We start from the raw sequence: 17,500 nt of genomic DNA, 5'->3' as shown, positions 1-17,500 counted from the left end.
GCAGGAGTGGTAGGGGGCAGGGAGCAGGGGGAAATAACTTTCTATCTATTACGAATTACGAATTACGAATTACGAATTACGAATTACGAATTACGAATTATTTCAATCTTCGCTTTCCAGCATTTTTTTAGCTTGCAAAAGTTTCTCCTTGTGTTCTTCACTAATAGTAGGATATTGTAAATTTAAATCTTGTAATTTTTTGCAGATAATCTCAGATACAACTAGACGCGTAAACCACTTGTGATCAGCAGGGATAATATACCAAGGTGCAGCTTCAGTACTCGTGTGATTAAAAACTTGCTCATAAGCAGTCATATAATCATCCCAAAAACCTCGTTCTCGCACATCACTATCTGAGAATTTCCAATGTTTTTCTGGTGTTTCAATTCGATCTAAAAAGCGTTTTTTCTGTTCTTGTTTGGAGACATTTAGAAAAAATTTGAGGACAAGAATACCATTAGTTACTAAATATTTTTCAAAATTATTAATTTCTTCAAAACGCTGCTGCCATATTTTATTTTCCTGAGGGAAATAGTGCAGTTGTTGTTTTTCCAATATTTCTGGATGTACACGTACCACTAGCAATTCTTCATAATATGAACGGTTGAATATACCAATTCGTCCTCGTTCTGGTAAAGCCTTCGTCGAGCGCCATAGGTAATCATGATCTAAATCTTCATCACTCGGTGCTTTAAAACTAAAGACCTGACAACCTTGAGGATTTACACCAGACATAACGTGTTTGATAGTGCTATCTTTACCAGCAGCATCCATTGCTTGAAAAATAATCAGCAAAGCATAAGTATTTTGAGCATAGAGAATATTTTGATAATTAGCGAGTTCTTTAATACCTGCCTCTAATTTTTTTTTCGCATCCTTTTTTTCATGAAACTCAGCTATATAACTGGGGTCATAATCATTTTTTAAAGAAATCAGAGAATTTGGAGGAACAATAAAAGGATCATGATTCATTTGCGATCGCACCTTAATCTAACTGCTGTAAAAACTATATCTAAGTAGATAAGCACAATAAAACCAAACTATGTAAAGAAAAGTAAACAAGGCTAAAACCCTTTTTCTCCCTGCCCCCTGCTTTATCCTAACGACAATTTTAACGCCAACCTACTTACCGTTTGCGGGGATAACGCATTGCTTCCCGACCAAGAATAAACATTCCTGCCACACCCAAACTAACACACCAAATATATTGATACCAGTATTTTCGTATCTGTTCAACAGTAGTTAGTTCTGGATGTAAAGTATTTATGTATAGTAATAGCACCAAAATGAACAGCGCCCCAAACCCAACAAAAGTTAAACCAACATGAATTCTGGCAGGGTGCAATTCAAAATCACTAATCTTATTGATATCAATTTCTGCCAAATCCTGGAGTGACTCTTCTGCTAGAAACGAAGCAGATTGCAATCGTTGGCTGAGTTTTGGCGATAAAATTGGCTTGAGTGTAGCTACAGTAGGGCGACGTAGCCAAGCCTCAGTATCTCGTAGCAATTCTAAAGGCTTACGGGCATTAGTCAGTTGAGCAAATTCGATATTATTTCTCGCAGTGGGGGAAGTAGCTTTGCTTTCAAACTCCATACATACCACGCCTCAGAATAACCTAGAATATCACTAGCCTAGCGAATCATAAAGGAGATATGCAAACTTTACCCCCAGATAGTAAGAGTTCTCCAATTAAAAAAATATCCCAAAATTTCTTGTGGTGCGGGCCGAAAAGCCCGCTAATAATATAAGGACGGGCAAGATGCCCATCCCACAAGATTGGATCATCTTTTTTGTGGAGTTCTCTAAGTGAGTTGGGGTTAAAAATTGTCGTTGGGATAAGGCAGGGGGAAACAAAGACATCTCACAAAATCGCATCGCTCCCCCTCTGCGTTTACCTCCGCGTACCTCTGCGTTTCAAATCATGAAACTGCTGATTGCAACTTTTCAAGTTTCGTCAAAACTTCCGTACTGTGAATACTTGGATTCACCTTCACAAAAGTCTCACGGAGAACTCCCTGAGGATCGATAATAAAACTATGGCGCATAGATACATAACCAATCCAAGAACCATAGGCTTTACTGACTGCACCGTTAGTATCCGCCAACAAAGGGAATTTTAACCCCTCAGAATCACAAAATTCGGCGTGGGAATCAATATCATCAGCACTCACACCAATAATTTGAGTATTTTTATCCAGATATTTGGGTAAGTCTTGTTGAAAACGCCGTGCTTCAATAGTGCAACCAGAGGTGAAATCTTTAGGATAGAAATACAAAACTACCCATTTACCGCGCAAGTCAGAAAGGGAAATTTTGCCATCACCTGTGTTGGTAGGTAAAGTAAACTCAGGTGCTGGTTGGTTAATTGCAGGTAGTTTACCACCCAAAGCTTGAGCAAAGGGGGTAAAATTCAACCAACTGATCAATGTAAAACAACTAGCAAATAAGATGCTGATAAAAATACGACGAGAAATCATTGTGTAAACCCGACTCAACACTTAACACAAGTTTACATTCTTGCTGGGCTACTTATTTTGACTCTGGCTGAGATTCAATCGGATTTTCTGTACTTTCAATGTATTGGCTATCTATGAGGAAAGCACCTCTAGTAAAGCGTACTACCCAATATCCGCCAGGACGACGGTCAAGGATTATACCTTCTTCAGCAATGCTAATGACTTCAGGAGGGCGCAGCATAGGCATAGGATCAGCAGTTTTGACGTAGGGTGGTAAGGCGACTACACGGACTTTACTACCAATGGGGAATTCTTGGGTCATTTTAAACTAGTGACGTTAACTACTAACTCTTCACTTTTAGCAGGGATTCGCTTAACTTTCTATTTTTACCTTTTATGGAAGGTTGATAAACTGAAGGAATTGAATTAAGTTCTGAAATCACCAAATTTCCCTGTAGACAATCAATAAACCAAATCATGCCATTGACATTTCCACCACAGTACAACTTCTTACCTCGCTTTTCCCGACTGGCAAGTGTCAGTGTTCTTTCCAACATGATGGTTCCCCTTGCAGGTTTAGTTGATATTGCCTTCTTGGGACATTTGGCAGATATTCGCCACTTAGCGGGAGTTATCTTAGCAACTATTCTCTTCGATTATCTTTATCGGGTTTTAAAATTTCTGCGTTCGAGTACTAATGCACTGACAGCCCAAGCTGTTGGACTTGATGACCCCAAAGCTGTGCTGCTGGCGGGATTACGCAGTGCTGTGATTGCTTTAGCTGTTGGTTTACTGATTGTATTGCTGCAATACCCACTGCAAAAGATTGGATTTACTATTCTTAGTGGTTCCCCAGAAATTGAACTTTCTGGAGTTGATTATTTCTCTGCCCGGATTTGGGGCGCTCCTGCTGTTTTGCTGAACTTTGTGCTATTTGGTTGGTTTTTAGGGCGGGAAATGAATGGGGTAGTGCTGTTGATGTCTGTAGTTGGTAATGGTTCTAATGTGTTGCTGGACTATTTGATGATTGTCAAGTGGGGCTGGGAAAGTATGGGAGCCGGATTAGCAACAGCAATAAGTCAGTATTTGGCTTTAGTGATTGGTTTGGTTTGGGTGTGCTTTAGTATCGAGTGGCAAGTTTTACCAGCTGCCTGGGAGGATATGTTTGATTGGGTGGCGCTCAAAGAGACTGTTGTACTTAATAGTAATATTCTGATCCGATTTTTGGCGTTGATTTCTGCCTACGCCATTTTTATGAATCTGAGTGCGCTAATGGGAACAACTTTTCTGGCAGAAAACGGGTTGCTGCTGCAAATTGCTTTTTTGAGTCAGTTTGCAGTTCAAGGTGTAGGAGTAACAACCCAAACACTGACGGGCAACTTTAAGAGTAAAGGGAAGATAGAACAGATGAGTCCTTTGTTGATTGTTTCTATATTCAGCAGTTTGCTGATTGCATTAACTTTCGCCACTGTGTCTATTCTTTTCCCTGAGCAGGTTTTTGGGCTGTTGACTAATCATGCAGAGGTGAGTGGGGATATAACGAATTATACGATTTGGTTACTACCTGTGTTAGTGATTACTGCGATCGCATTTATCTTAGAAGGATACTATATCGGCTTGAAGGAAGGAGCAATTTTACGTAACGCTGTCTTGCTCGCTTTTGGCATTGGTTTTGTTCCTGTAGCGATCGCAGCATGGTATTTCCACAACAACCATCTACTATGGTCTGCGATCGTCTCGTATATGGCAACTATTATGGTAGTACTTGGCGTACAACTACCCCAAACATTTGCTAAACAAAGTCTCCAAAATCAAGAAACCCTTCCCAGTTCATAATTTTTAGTCAGGAGTTCGGAGTTCGGAGTTCGGAGTTCGGAGTTCGGAGTTCGGAGTTAGGAATCAGCAAACCCTAATTAATTTTTGACTACAGAAAATAATGCTTGCACATCAGTTAAGGATAATTGCCAGAGTAATTCCGGTTGCCAATTATCTGGGTCAAAATTAGAGTCACAACCACGTTGATATGCTTGTTTGAGTCTTTCCCAAGTCAACTTTTTTGGATAATTGAGGTTTGTATAAATCATTCGCAACAGTCCTAAACCCAACATTAGGTTAGCAACTGTAAATTTAGCTCCTAACAAAAATGCCTGTACTTCGGCTTCACCAATGGGGTCTGTAGCGTAACCAGTAAGGACATGAACACCATCATGGAGTTGTTTGCGACGGGTTCCTGTAGTGAAAGGTTGTAAATTATTTTGATTCAGAAAATCTGCCCAAGTTTTGCCAAATGTACCATCAGGGAGCGATATTAATTTATCTATATCTACTATTTGGGCAACATTTAATCCCTTTGCTTCAGTAAAACGATCTAATAAATCCAAAAACTTTTGAATGCGATCAGCAGAATTTGGCGAGTTGGTGAATGACTGCATCATAAATTTATTTAGGTATGGAGATGGGCAGTTTTGCCCACCTGTTATTTTCTAATTCTTGTTTTAATTAGTTGGCAATTATTGGGAATTACGTTGTTGACGACGTGAACTCCGATTTTCCCACATTTGTTTGAGTTGTTCTTGCTGTGCTGGAGTCAAAACTGCTTGCATTTGTTGTTTTGATGATTCCTTGATTTCGCGCATTCTGGTTTTTTGGGCTTCAGTTAAATTCAACCCAGCAAAACCATCCTTTTTCCATTGACCTCTACCTTGACCTTGTGAACCCTGTTCTTTGCGTGCTTGCATTGCCGCTTTTAACTGTTCTTTTTGTTCTGTGGTGAGAACCTTTTCCATTTCTGCACGGGCATTGCGGCGAATTTCCTGCATTCTGGTTTTTTGTGCATCTGTTAATCCCAGCTTTTGCCAAGGGCCTTTTTCCGCAAATTCTTTACCTGGTTGATTTGAAGAGGGGGTTTGTTGTGCTTGAGCGACAAAGGGAGTTGCAGTTAAAGTCAAAGCAAAAGCAGCAGCTATAAATGATAATGATTTGAGTTTCATAAATTACCTTGTATGTATTCCTGGTGGGTTGTCACCATCATAAGAGATTGTCCTAGTAACCACATGAGGAGAAAGTCACCTCTACACCCATGACTTTAGTCATAATTCAGCCATGATTAATGCAACTAGCTATAAATTAGAAATTATAGTAAGTGTATATAAACACAATATAGGATTCCTATTTAATTTTTGTGTAGGGACATAAGTAGGTTGGCGTTAAAAATTGTCGTTGGGATAAGGCAGGGGGCAGGGAGCAGGGAGCAGGGGGAAAAAGGATTTTAGCCTTGTTTACTTTTCTTTACACAGTTTGGTTTTATTCTGCCGACCTACTTATTGCAATACGCTACTTATCCCCTTTGTGTGACTTAGAAACAATTATAAATTCCAAATTAATTATGACTCGTTCTATTCAAATTCATAATCATCCTTTTCGTTTTCTGCTTTATTTAGAGTGGGTATTGCTAGGACTTTCGGCATTATTTGCAATTATGCCATCTCCATCACCCCGATTTGCTGTAAGCTTCCCAGAATTAACAATTTGCAGCTTGGCTTTATTTGGTCTGATGGGCTTAAGGTTGCCAACCCAAAATAAATTTATTAAAGTTTTATATACTGCTAGTGAAATATTATTAATTTTAATTACTGGTTTTTTTGGGGGAAAAACTACTAGATTTTTTCCATTTCTCTATCTAATTTTAGTCACTCGTAGTTGCTTAATTTTTCAATTACCAGGGCGGTTAGCAGTTACTTTTTTATCATTTGTACTATTTTTAATTACTTTGAGAAATCGTGTAATACCTTTTAGATTACCACCTTTAGCACAAGAAAGATTCCGCTTTTTTAGTTTTAGTTTGGCAGTTTTATTTGGTTTGAGTTTAGTATTTGTCTTACTATTAATGAATGCAGTTTTATCCGAACGCCAAAGTCGAGACAAGCTAGAAAGAGCTAATGAAAAACTTCGTCAATATGCTCTGCAAATTGAAAATCAAGCTACTTTAGAAGAACGTAACCGCATTGCTAGAGAAATTCATGATTCATTAGGGCATTCTCTAACGGCTTTAAATCTGCAATTAGAAACCGCTTTAAAACTTTCCAAGTCTGATATGCCCAGAGCAATGACCTTTTTAGCAACAGCGAAAGAATTAGGCTCAAAAGCATTACAAGATGTACGTCAATCAGTTTCTACTATGAGATCGCACCCCTTGCAAGAGAAATCCTTAGAACAGGCAATTATGATTCTTTCGGAAGATTTTCACCGTTCTAATGGCATTTTACCAAATTGCAAAATTTCTTTAGAAGATCCCTTTCCCAAGGAAATGAGTACACCTATTTACCGGATTATTCAAGAATCTTTAACAAATATATCTAAATATGCACAAGCTTCTGAAGTAAACTTAGAATTAACTACAACCACCGAAATTTTTAAATTAATAGTTGAAGATAACGGGAAAGGGTTTGATATTCAACAGAATACTACTGGGTTTGGTTTGCAAAGTATGCGCGATCGCACTTTAGCACTAGGAGGTGAGTTTGTGATTAATTCTGCCCATGGTGCTGGTTGTCAAATTATAGTTACTATTCCTTTACCCAAATGGAAACAATGATTAGAGTTTTACTTGTAGATGACCAAGGCTTAATTCGCCAAGGTTTAAGAGCATTATTAGAATTAGAAACAGATTTAGAAATAGTCGGAGAAGCCGAAAATGGTGAAGTTGCCATTAATTTGGTTGCACAATTACAGCCAGATGTAGTTTTGATGGATATCAGAATGCCTATTATGGACGGAGTTGCAGCTACAAAAGAAATTCAAAAACAGTTTCCTCTCACCAAAATTTTAGTATTGACCACTTTTGATGATGATGAATATGTAAAAGCAGCCTTACAGAATGGTGCAATGGGTTATTTGCTTAAAGATACACCTTCAGAAGAGTTAGCTGTTGCCATTCGCGCTGTTGATAAAGGATATTCCCAACTGGGACCGGGAATAGTCAAAAAACTCGTGACTCAATTTCTTGCCAATGCACCCATTTCTAGTTCATCTGTGCCACCGAGTTTAGCAGAACTCACACCCAGAGAAAAAGAAGTTTTGCAGCTTATAGCCACAGGTGCTAGTAACCGAGAAATTGCACAGGAACTCTACATTTCTGAAGGAACAGTCAAAAATCATGTTACAAACATTTTAAATAGATTGAATTTGCGCGATCGCACTCAAGCAGCTATTCTTGCTAATACATACTCATCTTACTTAGAACAAAATACTTAATTTTCAGTATTAACCATGGCATTAAAAAATACTACTTACTATTTATGCCCAGAGGAATGTATACCACCAAAAGTTTTAAGTAAGCAATATTTTATTGACAGAAATTCATAAAAAATGAGCAAAACCAGACTATAGTCCCCAATTACTAGACTTAAGATTAAATCCCATACTCTTTACCCTGTAATAGTCTCAAAGCCTGAGCCAAAAATAGTAATCTGTTATATTTGCTTAACTTATGACATTTATAACAAAAACTAAATTCAGTAAATTCCCGGTATTATATTAACTCTTCATTCAACATAATTGAGTCAATAGGGAACTAAACCAAGCGCATCCATTTACACAATTTCACTTTTGCGAAAACATAATTTGGAAAGCTATTTTTTTTCCTACTAACCTAGAGATTGTACTTATTAAACCTCTAACGACAACATTACTATCCGTCAAAATCATGTGGAGATTTAAATATGGCAGATGTATTGCGAAAACAACTGGGCAATTTTAGCAGCATTGTCTGCTTTAAATCAGTAATTGTAGGCATGGAAGATGCCCTGGGGGAAAAAGCTACAGCCATTGCTTTAACTACAGCAGGTCGTACGCGGGGTAAAAAACTAGCTGAAGAATTGGGTTTAGTTTCATCTTTAGATTCTTTAGATAGTTTAGCAGCCAAATTGTCCCAAGCCTTAGGTCTGGATGGTACTAGATTGTGCATTGTTGATAAAATTATTGCCGATAGTGATGTCATTAAAGTCTACACATCTGAAACCGTGTGTTCTGCGGGTGAACCGCTAAATTCAGAACGCAAGTGTACCTTTACAATGGGCGCAGTTTGGGGTGCTTTAGAAAAAGTACTTGATAAGCGTTTTAGAGGAGTGCATACCGAATCCGTATTAAGGGGCGGTGCTTATGACGTATTTGAATTTACCCCTTTAGACTAAATCTTGTCTAAATTAAATCCAAAACTGAGATTATTTAATTCGACATTACGAAAATTTCCTACTATCTTTCAAATTCAACATAACGGAGACAATCATATGGCCATTAATACAGAAAAACTAGGCATGATTTTGCAAAACTTTGTAGCTGCGACAACAGATGTTCAAGGAGCAGCACTTGTTACCCCAGATGGTCTACCTTTAGCAGCAAGTTTACCCGGTGGAATGGATGAGGAACGGGTATCAGCAATGTCAGCATCCATGCTGTCTTTAGGTGAAAGAATCGGTATTGAATTAGCTAGAGGTACAGTTGACCGCATCTTTGTAGAAGGTAAAAAAGGCTTTGGTATCTTAACTGGTTGTGGTGAAGATGCAGTCTTCCTAGTTTTGGCCAGTGAATCTGCCAAACAGGGCGTATTAATGCTAGAAATCAAACGTGTTCTTGCAGAACTAAAACTAGTATTGATCTAAATAATCCATACTAAAGCCAACACAATAATCTAAGTTCCCTCGTAAGTAAAATATTGGTTAAACCAGGGAACTTTCCATCTATTACTTCACAACTGTCAAAACCATTGAGGAGTTTATTTAATTTAGTGAATCATCAATCATTTATTTGTTTATTTATGGGGTAAATAAACATGGAAGTTATGCGCTTAATTGTCACGGGTTCAGTAGGAGCGGGTAAATCCACTTTTATTCGTTCAGTCAGTGAAATTGAGGTTGTAGACACAGATACCCGTGCAACTGATGAAACAGCATTGCTAAAGCAAAGAACCACTGTAGCCTTTGACTTTGGTCGGCTGCAATTTGGTCCTGATATGGCTTTACATCTTTATGGTACACCTGGTCAGTCTCGCTTTGATTTCATGTGGGATATATTGATTCGCAAAGCCCATGCATATATCTTATTAATAGCTGCACATCGAGCCAGAGAATTCCGTCATGCACGTAAAATTCTCAACTTTATGCAAGAACGCGCTCAAGTTCCGATGATTATTGGTCTAACACATACCGATTGTCCGGGAGCTTGGTCTGAAGAAGATGTATACCTTGCCATTGGATACGTTGATGAAGCCCAAAGACCACCTATGGTCAGAGTCAATCCCAACGAAGGAGACTCTGTCGCAGAGGCAGTCATTGCCTTAGTACAATGCTTGATGGAAAGTTGTACAGTATAAATCTATCTCATTAATCCTAGTTAATTTAGGAATGTTTTCTAAATTAATTAAAAATCTTTTGGAATTAAATTTCAGAATGTTTTTATCGGATTTGTTAAATATTTAAATCCTTTTATAAAGGAGGTAAATTATGACTATCACTGGTAACTTTGCAGATTTTTCCTTACCCGAATTACTTCAGTTTTTAGATCAAGGAAAAAAAACAGGACTACTTTACATTGAATTTTTACCTGACGCAGATAAGAGCAAAAAACAAGTTTATTATATCTGGTTGCATCAAGGTCGTGTAGTCAGCGCAGCTGATCGATTAGACCAACAAGGTTTAACATTAATGATTGCCCAAAGAGGGTGGATAAGTGAGCGTGTAATCTCTAGGGTGACTCAAATTTCTTCCTGTTTTATCAATTCACCATTGGGGTTATGTTTAAAATCCCAGGGACTGGTACAGCCAGAACAACTAAAACTGCTATTTAATAGCCAAGTACTACGTCCAGTATGTTCTTTATTCCAAGTCAAAGATGCTCTGTTTAAATTTGAGCCAACGTCATCATTACCTTTAGGGGAAATGACTGGTTTAAGTATGTCTGCAACCGAGGTTATATTAATTGGTCTGCGAGCGCTACGAGATTGGACAGCTTTAGAAGAAAAGCTCCCAGATCCAACTTCTGGTTTGTCAGGTTTGATGGTGAAACAGCCCAAAATGCAATTAAATGCTCAAGAATGGCAAGTGTGGGAATTTGTCAACGGACAAGTTTCTTTACAGCATATTGCCAATCAGTTGACAATTCCCATAAAAACCGTACAGCAAATTGCTTTTAGATTGATTGTAGTTGGTTTAGCAGAAGAGTATTTTATGGTTGCTGCTACACCCACATTCACTTTAGAAGAGCCTCTTTCTGCTGCCACTCCTGTAGTTACTTTTCCAGAACCAGTTCAGGAGTTTGTACCTGCAACTAAATCTATAGAAAAGCCAGCAGAAAAGTCATCTGTTAGTCAATCATTTCTCAAAAATTTAGTTGGGTTTTTACGCAGTAAAACATCATAATAAATAAAATTTTGGTATTTTATTGTGGGCAAAAGTTAATCATCAAAAATGTATATTTTTGCAACCCTGCTCAAACAGCCCAATCTTAAACTATACTCTTTTATAGAGCATATCCAAGATTTAATTCAACAAATACTAAACAGTAATAAATTCACTCACATCTATTTTTTAAAGAGTTAATTATGGCTATTGAACCTACCGCTTTTATGACCAAAATGGAAACAAGAATTGGTTTAACTTCTGAAGATAAATCTATTCTTAAATCCCATGCTGACTGGGGATTAGCAAATGCTTCCACAATGGCTGATCACTTCTATACTTATCTGGGACGTGATGAAGAAATGAATGCCATTTTAAATAAAAGTGAGGGACGAATTCACCGTCTACATGAAACATTTATTCAATGGTTTCATCAAATGTTTACAGGAATGGATGATTGGGGTAAAGGCTATGCTGATTGTCGTTGGCATATTGGGCTTGTTCATGTGAAGATTGGAATTGGTCCTCAGCACGTAGTTCCAGCCATGTCAGTTGTTGTTCATGAAGTTGGTAAACAGCTAAGAATTGATGGTAAGTCAGAAGACTTACAAGACGCATTGGGTCGAATTTGTATGATTGATTTAGCTTTTATTGAGCAAGCTTATGTAGAAGTTTCTTCATCTGCTGTACTTAGAGAAACTGGTTGGTCAGAAGCTTTATTTAAACGTCTGATTGCTACTGGTGCATCTAGTATGTAAGCATAATCAATTTTTATCATCGTAACAGTGGTGAGTTTTGAAAAATGTTTCATTGAGCAATATGTAAACAAGTCCTGGATATCTTACCGGGACTTTTTTTGTGCAAATAATTCTAGACATTCATTTTTCAAAATCCCTTTTGTTACCTTTATGTTTCTAAATGATTTAGCGATAACTTCTTCGCAAGATATATTTACCTGAGCTTGATTAATCGAAATTAAATCTTGAATTGAAGCACCATAGATAATTTCTGATATTCCAGTCCATATACAAGCAGTAGCACACATTGGACAAGGTTCACAGGTGGTATATATAGAATACCCCTCTAAAGAAGGGTTTTTTAGTTTAGTTGTTAAGTTACGAATGACATTGATTTCTGCATGGGCAGATGGGTCATTGTCTCTATTTACTGTATTATACGCTGTGGCAACTACTTCATTATCTTTAACTATCACCGCACCATAAGGAGCATCTGCTTTTTTTGCTGCTTCTAGTGCTAGACGCATAAAATAGTCTTGGTTCATCTTTACAGCAGAGTTTACAGAACAGTCTCCTACATTAGCTTATTTTTGGTGTTTTTGTCATGCAGCAGTTAATTTATTTTTGTTATCAAGCAAATTGCAACTTAGTGAGGTACAAATTATCGTAGGGGTGAATGGCCGTTTACCTCGACTTCATTTACCTAAAAAACTCTGTATATGTTACTAAATCGAGAAAAAATAGAATTTTATTTAACAGACCTAGAAACACCAATTGGTAAAGCAATTAATTTAACTATTGCAACTCTAATTTTATTATCATCAGGAATTTTTGTCGCCGAGACTTATAATATTTCTGATGATGCCCTATTAGAGTTAAAAGCATTAGACGCTTGTATATTAATAATTTTTGCTTTGGAATATTTACTGCGTTTATGGAGTGCAGAAAACAAATTTAAATATATTTTTAGTTTTTATTCAATTATTGATTTAATGGCGATTTTACCATCTTTTGTTGGTTTAGTGGATATCAGTTTTATCCGCTTATTGCGATGGTTCAGAATTTTGCGATTAATTAGATTTATAGACAAAAGATTCTTAATTGGTAGCATAAGTAGTGAAGATGGTGTAATTTTCGCACGAATATTATTTACCCTATTTGCAATTGTTTTTGTTTATTCTGGTTTAATTTACCAAGTTGAACATCCAGTTAATCCACAAAATTTTGGAACTTTTTTGGATGCTTTTTATTTTTCAGTAGTAACAATGACAACTGTGGGATTTGGAGATGTCACACCAATTTCTGAATTGGGTCGTTTGTTGACAGTATTGATGATTTTAACAGGAGTAGGTTTAATTCCTTGGCAAGTAGGAGATTTAATTAAGCGCTTGGTAAAAACTGCAAATCAGGTAGAAAAAATTTGTACAAATTGTGGTTTGGCTTTTCATGATTTAGATGCAGAATTTTGTAAAAGATGTGGAACTAAGTTACCTATTCTCAAAGTTGATTGAGAAGGAGAAAAGTAGCAGCAATGAGAAACTAACTTTAAGGCAAAAGTATTGATGTTTAAGGATTGTAGATATTTTTCCGTAAAAGCTATGACTTTTAATGTAGAACTTTAACGGTGAAAGCAATATCAAGGACAAAATATCATGAATGTATTGCTACATAACCCAATTGCAGATATGTACGGGCCAAATTTTCTGGTGTTCTATGGCATTGTGATTGCTATCACGATGTTCGTCGCCTGGAAGCTTATACAAGACCCTACTAAAAATACGCCTCTACCATTGATTCCTGCCGAACCAGATCCATATCGAATTGCTTACTTATCTTCAGGTGCGTCAGGTGTGGCAGAGGTAGCAATTTTTAACTTGATTCAGTTAGGTTATTTGCAAATTAGTGAAGAATCCATTAGTCAAATATCAAATCATCCACTTTTGTCTGAGTTACAGCCTTTAGAAAGTCAGGTATTTTTCATTTTTTCTGTTCCGTCTCAGGTGAAAGCATCATTATGGTTGGTAACTCAAAAGATAGAACAATACTGTGATATTTATCAACAGCAATTAGAACATGACAACTTGCTGTATGCAAACGAGTGGAATGTTGCAAATATTAAAGTGGGTGTAATTAGTAGCACAATTATTTTCAGTCTGGGCTTATATAAGCTGCTGATAGCATTGAGTCGGGGATATGATAACGTGAGTTTTCTGATGATGATGGCTATTGTTGCCATTATGATACTGTGGTTATTGGTGATGAATGAGCGATCACATTTAAGTTATCTAGGAATGGCTTATCAGCAACTACTTGAACAAACTTTCTCGCAGCTAAAGCAGAAAATTAAGCAAACTAGCAATAGTAGCCCTTCAGCCCTTGACTATAGCTTAGTGGTTGCACTCTTTGGCATTCCTGCACTGGCGGGTAGTTCCTATTCTTCATTAAACGACGCATTCTTCCCTCGAACATACTCCCAAGTCAGCAGTAGTTCCCGGAGTAGTAGTTCCAGTAGCGGTAGTTCTTGCAGTAGCGGTAGTTCTTGCAGCAGTAGTAGTTCTTGCAGTAGTGGTAGTTCTTGCAGCAGTAGTAGTTCTTGCAGTAGTGGTAGTTCCTGTGGTGGTGGTTGTGGTGGTTGTGGTGGCGGTGGAGGAGATTAGAAATAATGCTATCTCATCTACCAAATTTAGGCGTGGGGTTAGGTTTCCGTCAACCATTCAAAAGTGATTTATTTCTAAATCGTCAACAGGTTGATTTTTTAGAAATTGTTGCCGAACATTATTTAGATGCAGCACCAGAAAAACAGCAGGAATTAGAAATATTAGCGGCTCATTTTCCCATCATTCCCCATGCCATTAATTTATCATTAGGCAGTGCTGAAGGTTTAGATAGAGATTATTTACGCAAATTAGCAGCACTGATTCAACAACTTAATCCTCCTTGGTGGAGTGAACATATTTGTTTTACTAAAGCGGGAGGAATTGATATTGGACATTTATCACCCTTACCCTATACCCAAGAAGCTGTAGATGTCCTTTGTCGGAATATTGCTGAAGTCCGCCGTTGGGTTGATGTACCATTGATACTAGAAAATATTACTTACATGGTACAACTTCCCGGTGCAGAGATGACAGAAGCTCAGTTTTTAAGTGAGGTTTTAGAACGTTCTGATTGTGGGTTGTTATTGGATATTACTAATCTGCATACTAATGCTGTCAATTACGGCTATGATGTTGATGAATTTTTGCAAGAATTACCTTGGGAACGTGTTGTACAGTTACATTTTGTGGGTGGACATTGGCATGATAATATATTGATTGATAGCCATTCCCAATCTACACCTGTGGAAGTTTGGGAATTAATGAAGAAAGTTATAACCCGTGCATCTGTGAAGGGAATTGTGTTAGAAAGAGATGAGAATTTACCGATTTTTGCAGAATTGGCAGGAGAATTGCAACAAGCACGGGAAATTATCAGGAGTTATGGTAAATGGGATTACTAGAAACTCAGCAAATTTTAGCCCAGCTTTACACTAATTCTGATTTGAGAGAGCGTTTTTTTACTAACCCTAATATTGTGGGTTTAGAGTTGGGATTGAGTGTAGATGAAACACAGCAATTAGCACAACTTTTTGTTAAAGATGTGAATAATTTTGCTAATTCTTTGAAGTGGAAACGGTTGGGCGAGGTGAGGGAATTGTTGCCACGTACTGTAAAAGTATTGGGTAAAAATTTTAATTCTTTGTTTTGGCGATATGCTGAAACTTATTTACCGCAAGGAATAAAAAAACATCGAGATGATGCGATCGCATTTGCTGACTTTATCCTCAAAGTGGCTGAGGAAGAAAGTATTGAACCTGTATGGATTAGCGACTTGCTGCGTTATGAAAAAACCTGGCTGTTAGCTTCTGAATCTCATAGTTATTTGCAGATATGCTGGTTTCGCTATGCCATTCATCTTGATTGTACAGCAAAACCAATGATCGCAATTTGGTGGCGTTTATCTGCACGATGCCAAGGACGGGCAAAGCGATCGCATCTGCAACATTTTATGATAGGTTTACCACCCCTCATCTCAAAACTCAATCAATAAGTTAGGATTTCTATGTCTTTCTTACGCGCATCCTTATGACTCAAACTTTTTACGTAAATCCTGTAACAGGTGCTAATACAAATCCTGGTAGCCAACAAGCACCCTTTAAAAATATTACTAAAGCTTTACAACAAGCTACAATCGGTACTATCATTCAACTGGCAGATGGGAATTATAATGCCGATAGTGGTGAAACTTTTCCTCTGACTGTACCCGTTGGTGCGATCGTAGCAGGAAATGAAACAAACAAAGGCAACAGTGTTGTGATTGAAGGTAGTGGTAATTATCTTAGTCGCACTTTTGCGGGTCAAAATGTCACCTTTGTAATGCTTAATAATGCTGAACTACGAGGGGTAACTGTAACGAATCTTGCTACTCGTGGTACTGCTGTCTGGAGTGAATCAAGCACCCCTACTATTGCTAATTGCACATTTACCCTGTGCAAACGTGAGGGAGTTTTTGCTACAGGGGATGCTAAACCTGTGATTCAAGGTAATGTTTTTAGTGAAAATGCTGCTAATGGTATTTCTATTGCTAAAAATGCGACAGGTCAAATTCAAAATAATATCTGTGTGAAAACAGGTTATGGCATTGCTGTTAGTGATACGGCATCACCGACACTTATAGATAACAAAATTTATGAAAACCGTTCTGGGATTGTCCTTTCTGGGAATGCACGTCCGATATTGCGGAATAATCTGTGTGAAAAAAATACTGATGATGGTTTGACTGTGATTAGCAATGCTTTACCTGATCTCGGCAGTATAAATAGTCCTGGGGGTAATATTTTCCGCAATAATGGTAAGTTCGATTTACAAAATGCCAGTTCTAATAGGCTTGTTTCTGTCGGAAATCAAATAGATTCAGCTAAAGTCAAGGGAAATGTAGAGTTTACGGCAACTCCGACACCAATTCCGACTCCAACTCCAATTCCGACTCCAACTCCAACTCCAACTCCGACTCCAACTCCTACACCAATTCCGACTCCAACTCCGACTCCAACTCCGACTCCAACTCCGACTCCAACTCCAACTCCAACTCCGACTCCGACTCCGACTCCGACTCCGACTCCAATAACTAACGAATTAAAAGATATTAGTAATCATTGGGCATTTGCGTTTATTCAGGAATTAGTTAAACTGGACATAATTAAGGGTTATCCAGATCGCACCTTTAGACCGGACGCGACAATGACAAGGGCCCAATATGCTGCGTTGCTAGTGAAAGCGTTTGATCCACCTAGCAAACGGACTGCTATAAATTTTAAGGATGTGTCAGCTAATTTTTGGGCATTTCAAGCCATTCAGCAAGCATATCAAGGGCAATTTCTTTCTGGTTATCCTAATAATACGTTTGCGCCCAACCAAAATATTGAACGTGTACAAGTTATTGTTTCTCTAGTAAATGGTTTGGGGTTATCTGCTAGTAACACAACAGTTACAACATCTTTTGAAGACCAAGCAAAAATCCCTAGCTATGCTAAAGATGAGGTAGTGACAGCTGTTCAAAAAAAGCTGATTGTTAATTATCCAATTACTAAACAACTGAATCCTACTCGTGATGCCACACGCGCTGAGGTAGCGGTGATGGTGTATCAGGCTTTGGTAGATGCTCGTCGTGTCGCGGCGATTAATTTACCTTATATTGTGGTTTGATGAATAATTCTATAGTAAATCCAAAAGTTTTTGGTGGAGACAGGATATAGGGTGTAGGGTGTAGGAGAGACAAGACTATTATTGCACGCACCCCATACCGTTTTTCAACCCTAATTTATTTATCTAGTATTGGTAAATATTAGCCCTTTTTAGCAATTATCAAATA

20 protein-coding genes are annotated in these 17,500 nt (G+C 37.8%); 13 read left to right on the top strand and 7 right to left on the bottom strand.

The genetic code is table 11. The annotated features are described in order from the left end of the window. Positions 1–102 precede the first annotated feature (102 nt). From ACOWPH_RS15005 to sipA, 4 genes are all read right to left on the bottom strand, one after another. Complete coding sequence (locus tag ACOWPH_RS15005) at positions 103–972, bottom strand: polyphosphate kinase 2 family protein (protein ID WP_015216179.1); 870 nt, start codon at positions 970–972, stop codon at positions 103–105. A 154-nt stretch (positions 973–1,126) separates the two neighbouring features. Continuing rightward, positions 1,127–1,597 (bottom strand): hypothetical protein, encoded by a 471-nt coding sequence (locus ACOWPH_RS15000; RefSeq protein ID WP_015216178.1) that lies wholly within the window; start codon positions 1,595–1,597, stop codon positions 1,127–1,129. Positions 1,598–1,923: 326 nt separating this feature from the next. After that, a complete protein-coding gene (locus tag ACOWPH_RS14995) occupies positions 1,924–2,481 on the bottom strand; it encodes a peroxiredoxin (protein ID WP_015216177.1) in 558 nt (185 codons plus the stop codon). Positions 2,482–2,533: 52 nt separating this feature from the next. Then, entirely contained in the window at positions 2,534–2,782 is a 249-nt protein-coding gene (gene sipA / locus ACOWPH_RS14990; RefSeq protein ID WP_015216176.1) for a regulatory protein SipA, read from the bottom strand. A 155-nt stretch (positions 2,783–2,937) separates the two neighbouring features. Here sipA and gntT point away from each other — a divergent pair, with 155 nt between their 5' ends. Then, positions 2,938–4,296, top strand: a complete 1,359-nt coding sequence (gntT, locus tag ACOWPH_RS14985; RefSeq protein ID WP_015216175.1) for a guanitoxin biosynthesis MATE family efflux transporter GntT — start codon at positions 2,938–2,940, stop codon at positions 4,294–4,296. Between the two features lie 77 nt (positions 4,297–4,373). On the opposite strand, the gene ACOWPH_RS14980 is transcribed toward gntT, so the two are convergent. Together ACOWPH_RS14980 and ACOWPH_RS14975 are read right to left on the bottom strand one after the other, a co-directional pair. Continuing rightward, positions 4,374–4,895: a Coq4 family protein gene (locus tag ACOWPH_RS14980; protein WP_015216174.1), complete on the bottom strand. Its 522-nt coding sequence runs from the start codon at positions 4,893–4,895 to the stop codon at positions 4,374–4,376. Between the two features lie 75 nt (positions 4,896–4,970). Further along, the gene (locus tag ACOWPH_RS14975; RefSeq protein WP_015216173.1) at positions 4,971–5,450 is read right to left on the bottom strand and encodes a Spy/CpxP family protein refolding chaperone; all 480 of its coding nucleotides are present in this window, start codon (positions 5,448–5,450) and stop codon (positions 4,971–4,973) included. A gap of 395 nt (positions 5,451–5,845) precedes the next feature. Here ACOWPH_RS14975 and ACOWPH_RS14970 point away from each other — a divergent pair, with 395 nt between their 5' ends. From ACOWPH_RS14970 to ACOWPH_RS14940, 7 genes are all read left to right on the top strand, one after another. Beyond that, the gene (locus ACOWPH_RS14970) at positions 5,846–7,054 is read left to right on the top strand and encodes a sensor histidine kinase (protein WP_015216172.1); all 1,209 of its coding nucleotides are present in this window, start codon (positions 5,846–5,848) and stop codon (positions 7,052–7,054) included. Beyond that, positions 7,051–7,713 carry a response regulator gene (locus ACOWPH_RS14965; RefSeq protein ID WP_042466113.1) on the top strand — a complete coding sequence of 221 codons (663 nt, stop codon included), beginning with the start codon at positions 7,051–7,053 and terminating at the stop codon, positions 7,711–7,713. The genes ACOWPH_RS14970 and ACOWPH_RS14965 overlap by 4 nt, the downstream gene beginning before the upstream one ends. Before the next feature lie 467 nt (positions 7,714–8,180). Next, positions 8,181–8,651 (top strand): hypothetical protein, encoded by a 471-nt coding sequence (locus tag ACOWPH_RS14960; protein ID WP_015216170.1) that lies wholly within the window; start codon positions 8,181–8,183, stop codon positions 8,649–8,651. A gap of 96 nt (positions 8,652–8,747) precedes the next feature. Next, positions 8,748–9,119 (top strand): roadblock/LC7 domain-containing protein, encoded by a 372-nt coding sequence (locus ACOWPH_RS14955; RefSeq protein ID WP_015216169.1) that lies wholly within the window; start codon positions 8,748–8,750, stop codon positions 9,117–9,119. A 170-nt stretch (positions 9,120–9,289) separates the two neighbouring features. Beyond that, the gene (locus ACOWPH_RS14950) at positions 9,290–9,829 is read left to right on the top strand and encodes a GTP-binding protein (RefSeq protein ID WP_015216168.1); all 540 of its coding nucleotides are present in this window, start codon (positions 9,290–9,292) and stop codon (positions 9,827–9,829) included. Positions 9,830–9,959: 130 nt separating this feature from the next. After that, the gene (locus tag ACOWPH_RS14945) at positions 9,960–10,874 is read left to right on the top strand and encodes a DUF4388 domain-containing protein (RefSeq protein ID WP_015216167.1); all 915 of its coding nucleotides are present in this window, start codon (positions 9,960–9,962) and stop codon (positions 10,872–10,874) included. A gap of 182 nt (positions 10,875–11,056) precedes the next feature. Next, positions 11,057–11,611 (top strand): protoglobin domain-containing protein, encoded by a 555-nt coding sequence (locus ACOWPH_RS14940; RefSeq protein WP_015216166.1) that lies wholly within the window; start codon positions 11,057–11,059, stop codon positions 11,609–11,611. Between the two features lie 83 nt (positions 11,612–11,694). On the opposite strand, the gene ACOWPH_RS14935 is transcribed toward ACOWPH_RS14940, so the two are convergent. Further along, positions 11,695–12,135, bottom strand: coding sequence for a nucleoside deaminase (locus tag ACOWPH_RS14935; RefSeq protein WP_015216165.1), 441 nt, complete (start codon positions 12,133–12,135; stop codon positions 11,695–11,697). 174 nt (positions 12,136–12,309) lie between these two features. Here ACOWPH_RS14935 and ACOWPH_RS14930 point away from each other — a divergent pair, with 174 nt between their 5' ends. From ACOWPH_RS14930 to ACOWPH_RS14910, 5 genes are all read left to right on the top strand, one after another. After that, positions 12,310–13,101 carry an ion transporter gene (locus ACOWPH_RS14930; RefSeq protein WP_015216164.1) on the top strand — a complete coding sequence of 264 codons (792 nt, stop codon included), beginning with the start codon at positions 12,310–12,312 and terminating at the stop codon, positions 13,099–13,101. A gap of 141 nt (positions 13,102–13,242) precedes the next feature. After that, a complete protein-coding gene (locus tag ACOWPH_RS14925) occupies positions 13,243–14,247 on the top strand; it encodes a TIGR04222 domain-containing membrane protein (protein WP_015216163.1) in 1,005 nt (334 codons plus the stop codon). A gap of 5 nt (positions 14,248–14,252) precedes the next feature. Continuing rightward, complete coding sequence (locus ACOWPH_RS14920) at positions 14,253–15,089, top strand: DUF692 domain-containing protein (protein ID WP_015216162.1); 837 nt, start codon at positions 14,253–14,255, stop codon at positions 15,087–15,089. Further along, positions 15,077–15,679, top strand: a complete 603-nt coding sequence (locus ACOWPH_RS14915; RefSeq protein WP_015216161.1) for a hypothetical protein — start codon at positions 15,077–15,079, stop codon at positions 15,677–15,679. The genes ACOWPH_RS14920 and ACOWPH_RS14915 overlap by 13 nt, the downstream gene beginning before the upstream one ends. Positions 15,680–15,714: 35 nt before the next feature. Beyond that, complete coding sequence (locus tag ACOWPH_RS14910; RefSeq protein WP_015216160.1) at positions 15,715–17,334, top strand: DUF1565 domain-containing protein; 1,620 nt, start codon at positions 15,715–15,717, stop codon at positions 17,332–17,334. Positions 17,335–17,500 lie beyond the last annotated feature (166 nt).

It is taken from the genome of Anabaena sp. PCC 7938, assembly GCF_049315035.1.
GTDB classification, from domain to species: Bacteria; Cyanobacteriota; Cyanobacteriia; order Cyanobacteriales; family Nostocaceae; genus Anabaena; species Anabaena cylindrica.
The sequence above is the reverse complement of the archived record's forward strand: the minus strand, read 5'-3'. Positions and strand labels throughout refer to the sequence as shown.